This window comes from Desmonostoc vinosum, from assembly GCF_059505385.1.
In genome coordinates, this window is sequence record NZ_JCACKM010000142.1 from 1 (window position 1) to 17,737 (window position 17,737).

Here is a 17,737-nt window from a genome sequence, read left to right on the forward strand (position 1 = left end):
GCTGCTTTCGCTACTGCCCACACATATTCCGAGAGATGAAAAAAATCGAGAATCTGAACACGAATAATTTTCCGCAAAATCGCCTAAAAACCAACAAAGTCAACAGCCTAGCTTCAAACCCTTTTGGCAGAGAGAAAACAAAATCTTCCCTTCTGCCTTCTGCCCTCTGGTTGAGTCGATGGGGAGTATTATCTCCCACACCTCTCAGTTAGATCCGGACATGCCGCGTTTCCGTGCATCCGGCTCCCGATGCTCTGGTTTGCTCATGTGCAGGTAATCGTGACAGCTTTCATGGATTGCTATCAGATTATTCTTTTTTCAATTGGAGTGGTTCCCATCTTTGTGATGTAGGTTAACTTTCTCATCAGATAGGAATTTAAGTCCACAGGCTGCACAAGTATGGTTTTGCCGTTTTAAGGCAAAAGAGGTTTCGCCGTCGTAGAGTTTGCTGTTACGTTAACTCCAGTAGGCGATGTCTCCATCGAAAGGTGATTTTGTGCCTTTGACGTTGACGTGCTTGTTTTCGGAGTAAGGAACCTTGGGGAACGCTTTATCGAGCAATTTCTTGCTAGTTTCGCGGTTTAGTTTGGTTTCCTTGTTGAACACCCTAAATGCTCTGCGCTGGATATGGTACAACGAGAATTGTGAACCGTTCATCTTGCAGTAGCGATGGTAATTCCTCCATCCTCTGACTACAGGGGCTAATTTGAGAGCCTTTGTTGTAGCACCAATATTCGAGTTGTTGACAATGCGCTTTACTTTCTGACGGAATATTTTAAAGTTGTCCGCTGAAGGGACACATCTAAATTTTCCGTTGCTCTGCACCTGAAAGTGCCAGCCAAGGAAGTCAAAGCCCGAAGTCGTAGCGGTTAGCTTGGTCTTCTTCTGGCTGATATTCATTCCCCTGTCTGCTAGGAATTGGCTGATTTTGGCTTGTATTATGTTGGCATCGTCTTCTGGCTTGAGGATAAATACCATGTCGTCGGCATATCTTACCGAGTTGTGAATTTCCTCAATTCCGTTGAGTGCGATGTTAGCTAAAAGCGGACTTACCACTCCACCTTGCGGCGTTCCTTGTTCCGGAAATTCTGGATTCACTCCTGCTTTTAGGCATCGGAATATACCGAGTTTTAGCCCTTTGGGGGCAATCAGATGATCCATAATTGTTTTGTGGCAAATCCTGTCGAAGCATTTTTCGATATCAAGCTCAATGACTCGTTTATCTTTTCCGTGGTGATTGGATTGTAGATTTGTAAACAGGATTTTCTGAGCATCGTGCGTCGAGCGTCCTGTCCTAAACCCGTAGCTCCGGGAGTGGAATGTTGCTTCGTGTGCTGGTTCCAAAGCATATTTTGCAAGGCATTGCCATGCTCTGTCTGCAATGGTGGGGACTTTCAGGGTTCGAGCCTTAGTCCAGGAGTCATTTGGCTCGTTCTAAAGTGACGTGATTTAATCAATACCTTAGACTATGTTCATCCTTCTACGTCTTTCCCTCTTGCTCCCCACTGCCTGACCCTGGCAGCTACGGCTACTTTTAGCGTCTGCACTCCAACTTTTTCGTTGCCTACTCGGTTGTGACGTACCGTTAGTTACGGGTTACTCTATAAGGGTCTGGGGTAGAAATCCCAGAGAGACTACGGAGTCTCAATTTAGTTGACCTTTTTCAGGTCGCACTTCCAGCATTTAGCTGTGTTACTTGCCGAATCGCCAGTAATCTAGCCGAAGTGGATTTCAGAATCAGCTTTTGTAGTGACCGAGCTTTCCGATAGTCGTTAACTCGAACAGCTTTATACACGCGCTTTTGTAGGCGGAATAGGTTACGGCGGAACTTCTTCCACGGTAGTTCTTTCCAGGATTCACTAGTATTTCTACTGTGTCTAATCATCGCTCTTACTCCAGCCGAGTGTATTCTGAACACCTCAACCCAATTACGGGTTGTCCTACCCGAAACGAGGGGATTCCGCTACTCGTCCAGCCTACTTGGGGTTCGACCTTCCCTTAGACCCTCAGTTTCGTTTTTATTCGTTTCCTCAGAGAGATTATTTCGTTCCTTTAGGTGTAGCCAATTCAACCTTTGGATTCCCTAGACTCATGCCGCTATCGAAGACATTTGCGGCGGGAATAAATCTCCAATGGAATCGGGTTTTGTTTGTTGTGTCCCGTTCAAGGCTTGGTTGCTTTTTTAGGCTCTGTTTCACCTTGGGAACTCCCTGTTAGCGCCAGTGTCACCCCACAACGGATGTCTGATTGCGCCCTGTTTCCAGCTTCACCTTCCAGAAATCGAGTCTGGTTAGTGTGGACAGATAAGGAGTCACACCAGAGTCAGGTGGGCAGGACTTTCACCGTTAACAATCACACTGAATATAAAAGATAAATATGGAGTCACACCAGAGTCAGGTGGGCAGGACTTTCACCTGCATCTGTCTGAGAATTCAACCTTCTCTATTTCTAGATTTGGTTGGTAGGGTTATTTACGGACTGATTACCGTGATTCACCCACATCGAATCGCACGCCCTCTGCCTTTCTTTGGTGAATCGTACCCCCATCTTGTGAAATAGCCATCATGACTGCTACATCCAAAATGCAAGGTCACAAATAGGTTCTACAGCATTATATAAATGTAGTCCAAAATCTCTAGCGATCTGTTCGCAAACTCTAATTGCACGTACACTATTACCTTTGGCATCAAGAAGGGGTGAGAAAATACCAATTCCACACTTTCCGGGTATAACAGTAACTAGACCTCCACTGACTCCACTTTTAGCAGGAAGTCCAACTCGATAAGCCCATTCTCCGGCAAAGTCGTACATTCCACAGCTATGCATCAGGCTGAGAACATTTTGTACATAATACTTGTTTAGTGCCTGTTTTCCTGTGAGCGGATTGACTCCTTTATTTGCTAAAGTTGCTCCCATCATTGCCAAATCATGACAGCTAACTGAAATAGAACATTGTTGAAAGTACAGATCTAAAGTTTCCTCAATGTTGTTACTAATCATGCCAGAGTTATGCATTAAGTAAGCAAGTGCTTTATTTTTGCTCCCAGTTGCCTTTTCTGACAAGAATACAGACCAATCTAGATGATGTTCCCGTCCGGTGTAGCAACTGAACATCTTTAGTATTTGTTCAAGTCTTTTACTAGCACTATCAACCGTAAGTAAATCAGTCGTAGCGATCGCGCCTGCATTTACCATTGGATTATAAGGACGATTGTTTTTTTGATCTAGCTCAATTGAGTTAAAAGCTTGGCCTGTTGGTTCTACCCCGACTTTATTTAACATAACTTCCCTTCCATAATTTTCCAATGCCATACCGTAAACAAACGGTTTGGAGATGGATTGGATAGTAAATGTCTGTTGGTAGTCTCCAATCTGATAAATTTGACCAGTTGTGGTAACTATAGAAATACCAAACCACTCTGGATTTGCCTTTTGGAGTTCAGGAATGTAGTCTGCAACTAAACCCTCTTTTAAGGACTGATATTTTTGATGTAGTCCAAACAAATAATTATGGAATTGAAAGTTTGCATACTGATTTATCTGAGAATTATCTAATAATAATTCTAATTTAATAGACCTGTTAGTTATTTTGACTTGAGAATTTTCACGAATTAGTAAAGACACAGTTTGTTGTTGAGGTTTCATGTTTAAATTACCTTTAACAATTCAAAATTTAAAAATTAAATTTAAATTTTACCGATGTTCAATAGATAAATTCTCCAGAAGAAATGTTTATTCACTCAAGGCTTGAAATACTTAGAAGATATTTCGTAAGTCTTGAATCTTTTAATTAAATAAACAAATTTGGATGAGGTTTGCTGAGTCTAAGCCGTAGCCTTTTACCCCAAGATAGCAGTTTTTAATGGGCAAGCCTGAGACACTAATGCTTGACTTCTTTCAGATTATTACGATGATTTGTCAGATTCTTATAGCGAGGGTCGAATCTGTTTCGGTGTCATACTGGTTAAACGTTTAAAGTGCTGATTTAGATGGCTTTGGCTGGAGAACCCTACTTCTAAGGCAATGTCTGCAATCATTAAATCCGTCTTCGATAGCAGCAGTTTTGCCCGCTCTACCCGCTGTTTAATCACGTACTGACGAGGGGAAATACCTGTAGCATGTTTGAACAAACTAGCAAAGTAAGTAGGGCTGATATTAATGACTCCGGCAATTTGAACGAGTGATAAATCTTGGTCAAGGTGAGTGTTGATATAGTCGATCACTTGTTGCAATCGGGTGGGAGTTAAGCTTCTATTATTAAATGTAATTGTTGATATGGGCATGGTTAAGAAATCGGCTATTATGGATAACAAACCAGGCAAAAGTTCAGTAGTGCTGAGGAGCCAGCCGCGTGGTGAGGCAGCGCTGCGGGAGGGTTTCCCTCCGTAGGCGACTGCCGAAAGGGTTTCCCACGCCACTTGCTACAACGGGGAGGCAGCGCGGTCTTGGGGGTTTCCACGCCAGTTGCTTCAAGTCGGCAGAGCCGCCCAACGCACTGGCTCCCCATGAGCGACTGCCGTGGGAACCCCCGCAAAGCAGTGGCTCGACTTGAGGAGCCACTGCGTTGGACGGGTTTCCCGGCTTGAAGCAAGTGGCGTCGGACTGGCGTTGCTGAGTATAACCCCATAGTTAAAACTAGGCGATTGAAGCAAGGACACCGAGTTTTTCGTACATGGATGTCATAAAATTATCCTCAGTTAGACATTTAATTGGGATCGAGGATCGGGGAACTTAGTGACTTGCAGCAATAATGGCTGCCATCAACTCTGTTATTTTCCAGCGCCCGGTATACCGAATATTATTGATAAATAGGGCTGGAGCAGTCGTTACTCCACTGTGTAATCCGCTCTCAATATCTTCATTGATCCGAGCAACATGAACTTGTTGAGACAAATCTTTGAGAAACCGAGGAATATCAAGTCTTAAATCATTGGCATACTCTACAAGATAACCATTCTCTAACCCCTGTTGATGGGCAAATAAAGTATCATGCATCGGCCAAAACTGTCCCTGGGCTGCGGCTGCCTGGGCCGCCTGGGCTGCTCGTTGAGCATGAGGGTGGATCTGTGTCTGCGGAAAATGGCGGAAGACGAAGCACAAATCGTTTTCCCCAGAAGCAGCACTGATCTGTTGTCTGATGACTTTAATTAACCTATAAACGTCCGCACTCTGTTGACATTGATAGTCCCCATACATGACCAGCACCACGGCAGCAGTTAACACGCCCTGAATGTGATCCTGTATTGAAGCTGGAACGAGTAATGAACTGCGATCTTGGTTTTGGCTCACTCGAACACCTCCGAGGAAAAAATGCTGATGGTAATACCAATTCAATTAATGATTACAACAAATCCCTCGGTGGAGACGTGACAAACAGCACGTCTCTACAATGGTCTATCTGTCGCATTCTTTTTTCAAAATGGTATAGGCGATGCCTGCGGGAGACTACGCTCTACAGCCTCTTTCCACGATCCTGTATAAAGCAAACTCAAATCCTGCAATTCAATTGCCGTATGTGTTTGCCTAAATTCAATATATGCAACTATTTTTAATCTGTCGTCCACTCCCAGTTGAAACTTTTGCCCAACCCAGCAGTTGATCAATCCATCCATCTCTGAGGGGTCGAAGCGCTCCAACTCTAGTTGGACTGCAAATTCCAACCAGAGTACAACCTGCTTATAAACTGACGATCCCGCGTTTAACGGCAACAATCACGGCCTGGGTGCGATCGCTCACTCCCAATTTACTCAAAATGCGATTCACATGAGATTTGACGGTACTTTCACCAATTGTTAAAGTCGTGGCGATGTCTGAGTTGTTCATTCCTTGTGCGATCAAACCCAGTACCTCTAGTTCTCGTTCGCTCAGTTCTGGGTTGCTCAATCGCTGCACTAGTTTTGCACCCACATCTGGCGGAATGTATTGCTGACCGTGGTGAACTGTGCGAATCGCGTTCAAAAGCTCGTTGGGTTTCGCATCCTTGAGCAGATAACCCTGAGCGCCTGAATGCAAGCCACGATAGATATCTTCGTCACCATCATAGGTGGTGAGAACGATAATTCGGGCAGGTTTAAATTCAGCACAAATCGCGCTGATGGCTTCAACTCCCGATAGTTGCGGCATCCGCAAATCCATCAAGGTTACATCCGGTTGGTGTTCGCGAAAGTGGGCGATCGCCTGTTGCCCATTTTCTGCCTGAGCAACTACCGTCATTTCCGGATCGCGATTAATAATCGTTGCTAACCCTTGCCTGACAATGGAATGATCGTCAACGATGAGAACGCGAATCGGGGTAGGTTGGCTAATCATAATGCTCACTTGCGATCGACAATAACAACGATTTCTGTTCCCTGCTTTGGTTGGCTCCCGATCAGCAGTTGCGCTCCCATGTGTTCGGCTCGTTCGCTCATTCCTAATAAACCAAACCCACTGCTCAATGGGACACTACCCACTCCAAAGCCCTGTCCATCATCTTTAACTCGTAAGATGCACTGTCCATTGTCGTATACTAACTCGACGCGAATTTCACCAGCTTGAGCATATTTAATTGCATTAGTCAAGGCTTCCTGTCCAATCCGGAGTAAGTTATTTTCAACCTCGGCGGGTAATGGATAGGCTATCCCCTGAACTTTGTAAATCAGAGCAGTATCAGTCGTCGCTCTCATCTGGTTTACGAGACGCTGGAGCGCACTCGATAAATCGCCTGACTCTAACAACTGAGGACGGAGCGCTCTGACCGATCGCCGCGCCTCACTGAGTCCGGTGCGTGCTAATTCCTCGATCGTGTCTAAATGCGCTTGGGTGGCTTCTGGCTCATCTGTTAGCACTTGAGTTGCTGCACCGACCTGGATGAGAATGCCTGTAAACGCCTGGGCTAGTGTATCGTGAATTTCGCGTGCCATGCGGTTGCGTTCTTCCAGAATCGAGGCTGCTTCTGCTTGCTTGTGAACCGTAATATCTCGCGCCAGCCAAATTACTTGCTCGTGGCGGAACGGTGCAATACGCGCCGAAATCCAGGTTTCTCGTCCATTCAGAACCATACTGTACTCGACTGTGAGGATTTGTTGGGTTCTCAGCACCTGCTGAATATACCCAACGAATTCATCGGCTTGTTCCTTTCCGAATTGATGCATGGTTTTACCAATCATCTCCTCAGTGAGTTCACATCGCAGATGCGGCTCCATGATGGTCATATTGAGGATTTTCCCTTCAGCAGTCAGTACAAATAATGGATCGGGAATGGCTGCAATTAAAGCCCGTAGCTCTGTCTCTGAGGCTTGTAGTGCGGCTTCTGCTGATACGCGATCGCTAATATCTGCAATCACGCCGTCTATGCATTCATCGGCTGCATTCAGGCGAGTCGAGTAAAGTCCCCAAAACAATGTGCCATCTCGTCTTTGCAATTTCACTTCAAAGTTTTGCAGTTCACCATTCTGCTCTAGCAACTCAATGGCTCGCTGGCGATCGCTCGGATTCGCATAACAGTCTGTGCCGTGTTTAAGCCCGATCACTTCCTCTGGTGAATCAAAGCCAAATAGATCCGCAAAGCGTTGATTGGCATCGAGAATTAATCCATCCGAGAGGCGAGTGCGGAAGATGCCGACCTGGGAGTTTTCAAAGATATTGCGGAACTTGGCTTCACTGCGCTGTAAAGCTTCTTCTGCCTGTTTTCGCTGGGTGATGTCATGTCCAACCGATAAAATTTCAACTGACTCTCCCTGCTCGTTCAAAATCGCTTGATTTGACCACGCGACCCAAACTCGCCTGCCGTCTCGACACAAGTTTTCATTCTCGGACTGAAAGTAAGATTCAGGCGAGTAAGATTTAAAGTTGTGAATCACATCATGAACAAATTGTTTGAGATTTCGCCCAGAGGTTTCAGTCTCTGGAACGATCGTTTCTAAGAGGGTACGCCCTAAAATCTGATGTTCCTCATAGCCAAAAAATCTCAGCCCGTAATCGTTTAGGTATTGAATTCGCCCTTGCATATCAGAGCGAATGATGATTGAGTTCGCAGTTTTTATTAAGTTGCGATAGTTTGCTTCGCTTTGCCGTAGTGCGTCCTCTATTCGTTTGCGATCGCTAATGTCCGTAACTAGACCATATAATCCTCTGACTCGATTGTGGCGATCAAAATCGGGGATGAAAGTAGCACTGACATACTTGTTGCCAAACGGATAAGGCATTTCTGCCTCATAGGTGACGGTCTCTCCTGCCAGCACTCGATCGACATAAACTTGAACAACTTGGTAAGCCGCCTCACCCAAAAGTTCGCGGATAGACTTGCCCAGAATTTCATTTCGACTACGACAGAACCAAACTTCAAAGTTTCGGTTAACAAACTGATAGCGCTGATTTATATCGACATAGCTAATCAGGGCAGGGAGAGCATCAGTGATCAGCCGTAACTCTTGTTCTCGTTCGCGGAGTGCGGCTTCGCTTGCCTGCAAAGCTGCCGTTCGTTCCACGACTTGTTGCTCCAGGGTACGGTTATAGTCGGCAAGTAGTTTCTCGGCTTGTTTGCGCTCGGTAATGTCCTGGAAGGTAGCGATCGCATAAGCCACATTGCCCTGTTCATCAAAAACAGGCGTTCCCCATGCCTCAATTGGAATTGTGGTGTCGTCTCGCTGGATTTCTATATCATCAACCTTGGTGCGTTCGCCGCTCAGTGCTCGGACGATCGGTATTTGCTCAGTCGGATAGGGTTGATCCGTTCCCGCTAACTGAACTTGATGAATCTTTGCCAATTGCTTCACACTCAGGGCAGGATCGAACGTTTTGCCTACTAGCTGGGTTGCTTGTTGATTGGAGTAGCAAGGGCGACCTGTTGTATCCGCAACGACGATTCCCACCGGAATCGCTTCAAAGAATTGAGTTAGTTCATTTTTGCTGGCCCGTAGCTGTGAGTAGAGTTTGGCATTTTCGATGGCGATCGCTGCCTGGGTTGATAGTAAATGCAAGACCTGTGTACGCTCTGGTGTAAATGCTCCCGCCGCTAGCTGATTCTCTAAATACAGCACGCCGACTAGCTTGGCTTGATTCAGCAGCGGCAAACAGAGAATCGATTTGGTTTGGTGTTGTTGAATGTATAGCTCATTAATAAAAGCACCTTCGCAAATCGCATCGTTTAAAGTCACAGATTCCTGAGTCCGAATCACATATTGAACGATGGATTCAGGCAGTTGATCCACAGTTGGAATGGATTGCAGCACTTGCGTATCGCAGACATTCTCATCATTAAATTCACAAGCAGCTTCAATCAACCATTCTCCTGAGTTTTCCAGAATTAGATATCCAGTTTGAGCGCCAGCATTCTGAATTAAGATCTGCATCAGCGATCGCAATAACTGCTCCAGTTCAATTTCACGAGAAATTGCTTGCGAGGCTTTCATCACCGCCGCTAAATCTAAAGCAGTATGGGAAGTATTGGCGATCGTCTCAGAAGTGGTGGAGATTGATCTGGGAACCACCCTGGGAGACTGCGAGAAAAACTGCGGATAGCGAGTTTCTAAATCTGTGACCTTTGCCGCTGCGCCCCAGCGATCGTAGCAATAATGTGCCTCTTTCATGTAAGTTTGGGCAATTTTTGACCGACCTCTCGCCAAATAATGTTTTGCCGCTAATTCATACGCGAGTGCTTCTTCCTGGATAAACTCATGTTCAGAAGCACCTGCGATCGCTTGTTCATAAAACTCTTCAGCCTCAAGAAATTGCCCTAAGACTCGCGCTTTCTCTGCCTCGACTAAGTAATATTTATGCAAATAGTTCATTGGGGCGTGATCTGCCCATTTTTGCATCTTTTCTTGGTTGGTACTAACACAACTCAGCCAAGCTGCTTTTTGGGAGCTTGAAGCCTCAACAAATAGGCTCAAAAGCACCAGAGAGTCGTAGAAGTTGAATAAAGGTATAACCATCAATGGTGTTATCTCTTCAAAATACTGCCTTGCTAAAACAGCATTTTGTACAGCTTGATAGTGCTCCCCAAATAGATAGCACAGTATAACTTTGTTTAAATAAAAGCAGCAAATTCCAAGTCCGTCTTTGACTGCAACAGCGTGCGATAGCGCTTGCTCTTCATCATATACCCTACCAATTAAACGGCTAAGATTAAGAGACTTACCTAACAGATTAAGAACTGTCTGCCATAACATTGTAAGCCAATTCGACGGGTTTTCCCGTCTGATTTGACCGATCGCTTTGCTATAGGTTGCCGTTTTTTGTTCCAGTTGGGTGAGTGACTCACCGACAAAAAACAAGTAATAACATGCACCATATGCAGCATAGCTAGCATATTCAAAGTCTCCGGTTTCCACTCCGTTTTGATAAGACTCAACCAGTATTGGTATTGTTTTCCTAAAATGAACCTTCCAATGCATGACATTGGCACTCACTACCAGCAATGCTTTAACACTCCCTTTTTTGCTATTCAATCGTTCTGCCAAGCCCAGAGCTAATTTGCTAAATTGATAACCGCGTTCAATGTCTTGAACAATTCCACATAGAACAAGTCCGTAGCTAGCATAACCCAGTGGTGACCAAGTAGTATTGCCATAGTTGATTGATAAATTGACCATCTTGCACAAAATCAGTATCATCAGCAATGGTGACACCAAAAATGCAACAGCCCTGATATTCGTCAGGATGTACATTGCTGAACGCGGTTCTGATGCCGTCATCTTTGGTGAATTAATTAAGTCTGCGATTTCTCGTCCAGCTAATAGGGAAGCCGTTTCTTCCAATCCTCTTTGAACATCTAACTGGCTGGGATTTTCTGGTAAGATTACTCCCAGGAGATTTAACACTTCTAACCCAGTTTTAAGTGCTTCTTTTAGGTTGCCCTGTGACAAATAGCTTTGAATTCTACTATTGTAAACCTGCACTTTGTCAAGCACTGTCTTAGCGTGGATGAGTACCACTTCTGCGAATTGGTTCATCTTATCAAAGCGACCACGAAGATATGCTGCTTCTGCTGCTTGGGAGTACAGCGCCAAGGTGAGGTCATACTCACTGAGCCAACTATCTGTATCTAGGAGTTTAAGCCCTGTATTGAAATACTGAAGCGCTGCTTCATAAGCCGTTGCTGATTTGGCTTTCTGACCTGCCATTAAATTCAACCTGGCAATTTCAGTTCGTTCGGGTTGAGCAGTGACTAGCTCAATTCCTTGATTAAGATGATCTACAATGGCAAACAGCCGCTCTGCTCGTTGCTCTGGTGAAGTTTTTTCGAGTAAATTGCGACCGATTTGGAGATGAATAACTTGTTTGTGCGACTCATCAATCAAAGTATAAGCAGCTTGCTGGACGCGATCGTGCGAAAACTTATACTCTTGAACTAACAAATCTTCGTCCAAGTTAGACAAGGGTTGAATTAATCCAGCTTGAACTGCTGCTAGTAAATCCTGGAAAATTGCTTTCGGTGATTTTTCCCAGGCGATCGCCAACGTCTCCAAATCAAATTCAGCCCCAACACAAGCGGCTAGGCAGAGAATTTGCTGTGTTGCTTCGGGCAATTTCTGCAACTGACGTAACAGCAACTCCACCACATTGTCAGTGATATCTTGAGCGTCAATCTCAGTCAGGTTCCATTGCCAGCTCAACTGTTGTGTATCAAAGGTCAGCAGATTTTCGCCATGCAGCATTTTTAAGAATTCACCGACAAAGAAAGGGTTGCCCTCGGTTTTACGTGATACAGCTTGGGCTAGGGGACGAACGGTATCAGGATTGTGATGTAATGTCTCAGCTATCAGTTGGCTTAACGGTTCCAGTGTTAGGGGGGTGAGAATGATTTCCTGAAGTACTGCTCCCCCTTTTCGCAGTTTTTCTAGCGTCAAAACCAATGGATGCGTTGGAGTCACTTCATTATCTCGGTAGGCTCCAATTAAAAAGAGATATTGGGTTTGCTCGTCGAGTAATATAAGTTCAATTAACTTCAGTGTCGCAGAATCGATCCACTGGAGATCGTCTAAGAAGATCGCCAGGGGATGCTCTTTTGCACAAAACGCCCGCATAAACCTTTGAAAAGTTAGATTGAAGCGATTCTGTGCTTCAGTTGCTCCAACTTCTGGTACAGGCGGCTGCTTGCCAATGATTAACTCAACTTCGGGGATGACATCAATGATGATTTGTCCGTTGTTTCCCAAAGCGGTGAGTAGGTGCTCTTGCCACTGTTGCAACTGCTCGTCAGGTTCTCCCAGAAGTTGCTGCACCAATTTTTGCAGGGCATGGGCGATCGCGCTATAAGGAACATTGCGCCCAAATTGGTCAAATTTACCTGATATGAAATAGCTGTGCTTTGCCGTGATGGGTTTGTAGAGTTCCTGCACCAATGCTGTTTTGCCAACGCCAGCGTAACCAGCAACGAGCATGAGTTCGACATTGAGTTGAGCATTTTCTATGCCTTCTTCTAGTTGACATTCGCTGAATGTCTTTCCAGCTACTCTGTCAAATGCTGCTAACAATGCTTCAATCTGGGCTTCTCGTCCATACAGTTTTTGAGGAATTTGAAACTGAGCCGAGACATCTTGAAGACCGAGTTGAATCGGGTCAATTTGACCTGTTGCTTTCAGTTGATCGACGCAGCGTTGCAAGTCTGCTTTAATTCCCCAGGCACTTTGATAGCGATCCTCCGCATTTTTCGCCATCAGTTTCAAAATTAAGTCTGAAACGGGTTGGGGAATTGTTGCGTTCAATTCGTGCGGGGGAATCGGCGGTTTGGCAATATGGCAATGAACTAGTTCTAGGATGTCTTGGGTGGGGAACGGTAGCTGTCCAGTCAACAGTTCGTAAAAGGTTGCGCCTAGTGAATAAAAATCAGTGCGATAGTCGAGCATCCGGTTCATCCGCCCGGTTTGCTCTGGGGATAGATAGGCGGGGGTTCCTTCCAGAAGATGGAGACTTTTGAACGTGAGATTGGTGCGGCCCAAGCGAGTGGCAATCCCAAAATCAATGATTTTAACAACGCCAGTGTTCGGATTAAAGACAATGTTACCAGGGTTGATATCTTTATGGATGACATGAGCAGCATGGATTCTGCCTAGAGTCTTAGTAATGGCGATCGCCAGTCCTAGAAAAGTAGATAAGGGCATGGGGCAGAAGTCTGATTGCTGCCGCATCCAGTATTCTAAAGACTCTCCGCCAAAATCTTCTAGAAGAATGAAGAGCGTGCGCTGATAGTTCTGCTGACTGTATGCCTTAACTACGCCTTCGATGTTGAGGGAACAGGTAATTTCATATTCCTGCCGATAACGAGTTAATTCACAAGAAGAAGGATAATCCTGCTTCAGAACTTTAGCGATGACTGCACAATTCTCCCGCTCTCTTATGCCCCGATACACAAGAGTTAGCGAACTTTCGTAGATTTTGCTGTGGATGGTAACTCCAGGTAAGGCAATCATTGGATTTTCTTCCTATGAGTATCGTCAGCGATATCACAAAGTATATCGTTTACCAAACTCGAAAAAAATAATCTCTTCCGCAAATTTACCTTTATAGGAGGTCCCAAGCAGTTGCAGAGTAATGGTTTGAGATATTGCGATCGCAGAAGTAGTGTATTGAGTTCTCAAGCTTGATTTCTATCAGATTCTTAAGGTGAAGGGCGAACTTGCTTTGGCGTTATTCTGGTAAGGCGCTTAAACTGTTGTGTTAAGGCATCACGTAAAAATAAGTTGTACAAATGTAATCTGGAATAAGTTGTTAGCTTTACTTCCCAATCAAAAGTGTTCAAGTTATTTTTGCATGACTCCTAAATGACTCCGGCTAGAGTTACCCACTTGTAAGGTAATGTCTGCGGTAAGCGTTCGCGGAGCGTCTCGTAGAGAAGCTATCCCGAAGGGTTATCGCTAAGTCCGTTTTCGACAACATCAATTTCGCCTGTTCCACACGCTATCGGGCAAACCCACCCGACCTAGCACCGTTAGAGACGCCAAGAATTGATTTACTTCTGGATTGTCTCGCACTGCGCCACCCCCAAAGTCAGTGCGCGATCGCGCCTGGTGCAACAGCATTCACCGCAATTTGTCGATGTCCCGTTTGCGACAGAACCACCTGCCTAGCATACCCTTCGGACGACCGAACATCTGCATGAATATACTGTCTACAATGCTCATCAGTTGCTAATCGCCTCCTGTGATGCCTCTATGGTATCTAATATTGAGTTTTTAACACATTGTCATTCTGGCTAAAACTACAAACACAACATAATCGCAAACATCACAAAAGTTACTACTGATTTAGCACTAAGCAAAAAGTAATCGAAAAATTGGTATATTTTTTTCAGATTTAAATTATGATATTACGCAGAATCAACCTTTATTAGTAGTAAATTAAGTAAAAACTTTATATTAGAGTATTTTAAATTACGTCTAAATTGCCAGCAGAAATTAGAAATTTGTTGAATAGATTACCGATATAGAGAAAGTAAAATTAAACTCTAAGGGTATTTTAGTGCCAAAAAGTAAAAATTTATATCTAATTTTAGAAGTTTAATTGTTAATATATGACAATTCAAGCTAAACATTTTGACACTAGATTAAATCAGTGGATTCATACAGATGGTAATACAAATAATCCAGATTCGCTGTTAAAGGAAGAACTTAATAATACCTTACTAGAACATTTCTTTCCTGGTGTAAACTTTTCGTTTGGACACATGGACGAAAAGTCTACTGTGGAACAATTGATTAATCATCCTGAAGGTCACAAATTATTATTATCATCAAAAACTCGGTTGTTATATGGGTCGGAAGAATGTCTACATACAATTAGACAATTATGCCCAGATAACAAAGATAGAGGTGCTTACGGGTCTATCTTCCTTGGCTCATGTAAAAATGCTGTCAATAAAGAGTTAAATGTTTTAGTTGTTGATGACAGTAATGGTGAAAATGGCGGCGTTATTAGCAATGACCAAGCATATCGGCTAACGGGAGACTGTTACGGGCAAATATCTACAGACCTGTATCACGAATTAACTAAGCATCAAAAAGGTGATAAATATCGAGTCATTCAGCACCGCTTTGGTTGGACTCACCGAGACGGCGACGATAACAAATACCGCTTTGGCAAAGGTACTTTGCGACCTGCAAACCTTGACCAAATTCTTAATTATCAAGACCCAAACAACGCAACTAAAATTGACTTAATTCTTCCCTTATCTGCGTTCAAGGGAACTGATAAAGATAATCCCCATGGCGCGACTAAGCCTCAAATTCAACCTGGACTGTATAGGCAAAATATTTGGCTAGGTGAAAAATCACAATCTGAACTCGGTAAGACAGCAATATCTCAGTTACTTGCCTCTTTCCCTAACGGACTCAAAGACTTTACCGAACAGCTAGAACTTGAAGCCAAAAAGCTGAATGTTGCACAGGACGACCCTCGGCAACTTGCACAACTTATTCTTGAAAAGTACGAGAAACGGAAAGCCTTTCTTGAAGAACAAGTAACCACACTAGAAGAACAAGCAGCAGAAGATCCAACAGTAGCAGAAGATTTAGAAACTTTGCGCGATCGCCTTACTACTGACTCTTTCATTTACAAACTCATCAAAGCTGACCTTCAAGGGGAAGGTCAACTTCTCGAAACCGAGAAAGTACAGCGCGAACTCGCCCGGTTCGTCCAAAACGAGTGGAAAGAAATCGCCATTGGCAAGACGCTCACCTTTGAGCGAGCAATGGTCATTCCCTCCAAAGACCTACAAAATGAGGAAATCTGCATCCCGCATTATCAAGATAAGGAAGAAGTTCTCAACTTCCGCTCCCCTTTCCTCAACTCAAATGGTCTGTGCCTCTCAATTAACAAAATGGTAGAAGATATCCTTGGGCCTGATGGTAAACCTTTAGTAGGTGCGATCGCTGTCTCGGACGAAACAAGCGATCGCATTTACAACCGCATAAACGAGCAAATTAAATCTATCCTGCCAGAAGCTCAAGGAAAAAATCTTCAATTAGAAGGTATTACAAATTACTTAGACCAAAATATCGGCAAGCTCGAAACTAAAGACAAAATCGAGTTTACCAATAAATTTAATGAGTATATTTCATAACTCAAGTCAGCTGGTTACGAGCTAGAAATTCTTCCTCAAGAGTCCGAACAAGAGCGTCAGGCACGCGACTACGATGGTGATTGTATCGGCTTTGAGCGGGCAAGCAAGTATCCAAACCTCACCGCCGAGGCAAAGGAGCGCAACTTACCTGAAAACGCCTACGAACCAACTGTTAAACTCAAAAAACAATCTTTCTACCAAGAAGATGGCAGTCAGCCAGAATTTGAGGAAATCGCCATTCACATGAGCGATGGCTTTAGTGTCGGTGTTATCAATAATCACCTTACCTCAATTGAGGCGTTAGAGTCAGAAATTACGATTCTGAAAAATTTTGGCAGTGAAAAAGACCAAGTTGAGTACGTACAACAGGTAGCCAAACACTACGAAGATTTATTTAAAACAGAAGCCTGGGCAAAATCCAAGGGTATTGAAGGCAAGGATATTCCGACTAAGTATCGCGGTTACATGGAAGAGTTTATCCAAATTGTTCGGCAAGAACCCCTAAACCGGGCAAATGCACTAGGACGTGTCATCAATTAGGTAAACTGAAATCAGAAGGGTGTAATGTGCGATAAACAATAGGAAAAACATGACACGCCGATACGCACTACGAGATGACCAGTGGGAGAGAATCAAAAACCTGTTGCCGGGGCGAGAGGGCTATGTAGGAGTCACGGCTAAAGATAATCGATTGTTTGTAGAAGCAGTGTTGTATCGTTACCGATCAGGTATCCCTTGGCGTGACCTACCGGAGCGCTTTGGAGATTTTCGGGTGATTCATACTCGTTTGAGCAGATGGTCAAAAACAGGGGTTTGGGAGAAGGTGTTTGAGCAGTTAGCAGACGATGCCGATAATGAATATGCGATGATTGACTCGACAATTGTCCGCGCCCATCAGCATAGTGCGGGTGCAAAAGGGGGGAGCCATCCACAGAAGCGATTGGTCGTAGCAAAGGTGGATTGAGTACTAAGATTCACGCTGTGGTGGACGCTTTAGGCAACCCTCTAAGTTTTCACCTGACACCAGGGCAAGCTTGCGACCTCGATGGAGCCGACCAACTGCTACCTAATATTGTGGCAGACACAGTACTGGCAGATAAAGGGTATGATGCCGATGAGCGAGTCATTGAGCGACTTGAGTCTCTGGGCAAAACCGCAGTGATTCCTCCCAAGCGCAACCGTACTAGTCCTGGTGACTACGATCGGGATTTGTACAAAGCCCGTCATCTTATTGAAAACTTTTTTGCCAAACTCAAGCAGTATCGAGGGATTGCGACGCGCTACGATAAACGCGCTACCAATTTTCTGGGTGCAATTTATCTTGTTGCTTCTGTTATTTGGCTTAATTGATGACACGCCCTAGGATTATTGGGTTAAGCATGGTATTTCCTATTCTGGTTTTACATTGTTTGATGTTGAGAAATATTGCTTCGATTGCATCATGGGCGCTTCTTCCTGGTCGGAAGCCGTAGCTATTTGGCTCAAACTTTGCTTCCCATTCTGGTTCAAGAGCCAGTTTGGCAAGCGCTTGAGTCGCTCTGTCATGCATTGTGGGTATTCCGAGGGGGCGCTTGTCTCCGTTAGATTTGGGAATCCAAATTCGACGGGTTGCACTAACCTTTTGGTTCATGTTTAAGCTTAGAGCTGATTCGTAAACAAAAGCTTAAGAAGCCATCCGCTTGATCATCAGACGAA

The 17,737-nt window shown here is 44.4% G+C and carries 8 protein-coding genes and 4 pseudogenes; 3 read left to right on the forward strand and 9 right to left on the reverse strand.

Features of this window, described 5'->3' with window-relative positions; genetic code table 11:
* On the forward strand, window positions 1-212 hold a 212-nt coding region (locus AC5JMF_RS20635; RefSeq protein WP_495797589.1), incomplete at its 5' end, for a hypothetical protein.
* Here AC5JMF_RS20635 and AC5JMF_RS20640 read toward each other — a convergent pair.
* The 8 genes and pseudogenes from AC5JMF_RS20640 to AC5JMF_RS20675 form a co-directional block, all read right to left on the reverse strand.
* A pseudogene (locus AC5JMF_RS20640) lies at window positions 205-1,410 on the reverse strand (group II intron reverse transcriptase); the annotation flags it as partial. The gene AC5JMF_RS20635 and the pseudogene AC5JMF_RS20640 sit on opposite strands and share 8 nt — an antisense overlap.
* Window positions 1,411-1,666: 256 nt before the next feature.
* Window positions 1,667-1,885 (reverse strand): annotated as a pseudogene (locus tag AC5JMF_RS20645) (reverse transcriptase N-terminal domain-containing protein); the annotation flags it as partial.
* A gap of 686 nt (window positions 1,886-2,571) precedes the next feature.
* On the reverse strand, window positions 2,572-3,645 hold the full coding sequence (gene glsA / locus AC5JMF_RS20650; protein ID WP_495797590.1) for a glutaminase A: 1,074 nt from the start codon (window positions 3,643-3,645) through the stop codon (window positions 2,572-2,574).
* 281 nt (window positions 3,646-3,926) lie between these two features.
* Entirely contained in the window at window positions 3,927-4,418 is a 492-nt protein-coding gene (locus AC5JMF_RS20655; RefSeq protein ID WP_495797591.1) for a helix-turn-helix domain-containing protein, read from the reverse strand.
* Window positions 4,419-4,731: 313 nt separating this feature from the next.
* Entirely contained in the window at window positions 4,732-5,289 is a 558-nt protein-coding gene (locus AC5JMF_RS20660) for a DsbA family protein (protein WP_495797592.1), read from the reverse strand.
* Window positions 5,290-5,676: 387 nt separating this feature from the next.
* The gene (locus AC5JMF_RS20665; RefSeq protein WP_495797596.1) at window positions 5,677-6,306 is read right to left on the reverse strand and encodes a response regulator; all 630 of its coding nucleotides are present in this window, start codon (window positions 6,304-6,306) and stop codon (window positions 5,677-5,679) included.
* An 8-nt stretch (window positions 6,307-6,314) separates the two neighbouring features.
* Window positions 6,315-13,394 carry a PAS domain S-box protein gene (locus AC5JMF_RS20670; protein ID WP_495797593.1) on the reverse strand — a complete coding sequence of 2,360 codons (7,080 nt, stop codon included), beginning with the start codon at window positions 13,392-13,394 and terminating at the stop codon, window positions 6,315-6,317.
* A 465-nt stretch (window positions 13,395-13,859) separates the two neighbouring features.
* Window positions 13,860-14,003, reverse strand: coding sequence for a hypothetical protein (locus tag AC5JMF_RS20675; protein WP_495797594.1), 144 nt, complete (start codon window positions 14,001-14,003; stop codon window positions 13,860-13,862).
* A gap of 491 nt (window positions 14,004-14,494) precedes the next feature.
* Here AC5JMF_RS20675 and AC5JMF_RS20680 point away from each other — a divergent pair.
* Window positions 14,495-16,582: pseudogene (locus tag AC5JMF_RS20680) on the forward strand (hypothetical protein).
* A 49-nt stretch (window positions 16,583-16,631) separates the two neighbouring features.
* Window positions 16,632-17,392 (forward strand): IS5 family transposase gene (locus AC5JMF_RS20685; protein ID WP_495797595.1). Its coding sequence is split into 2 segments (ribosomal slippage): window positions 16,632-16,968 and window positions 16,968-17,392, totalling 762 coding nucleotides; the frame shifts between segments, so codons are not numbered across the junction.
* 58 nt (window positions 17,393-17,450) lie between these two features.
* Here the strand turns inward: AC5JMF_RS20685 and AC5JMF_RS20690 are convergent.
* Window positions 17,451-17,663, reverse strand: a pseudogene (locus AC5JMF_RS20690) (reverse transcriptase/maturase family protein); the annotation flags it as partial.
* Between the last annotated feature and the right edge of the window lie 74 nt (window positions 17,664-17,737).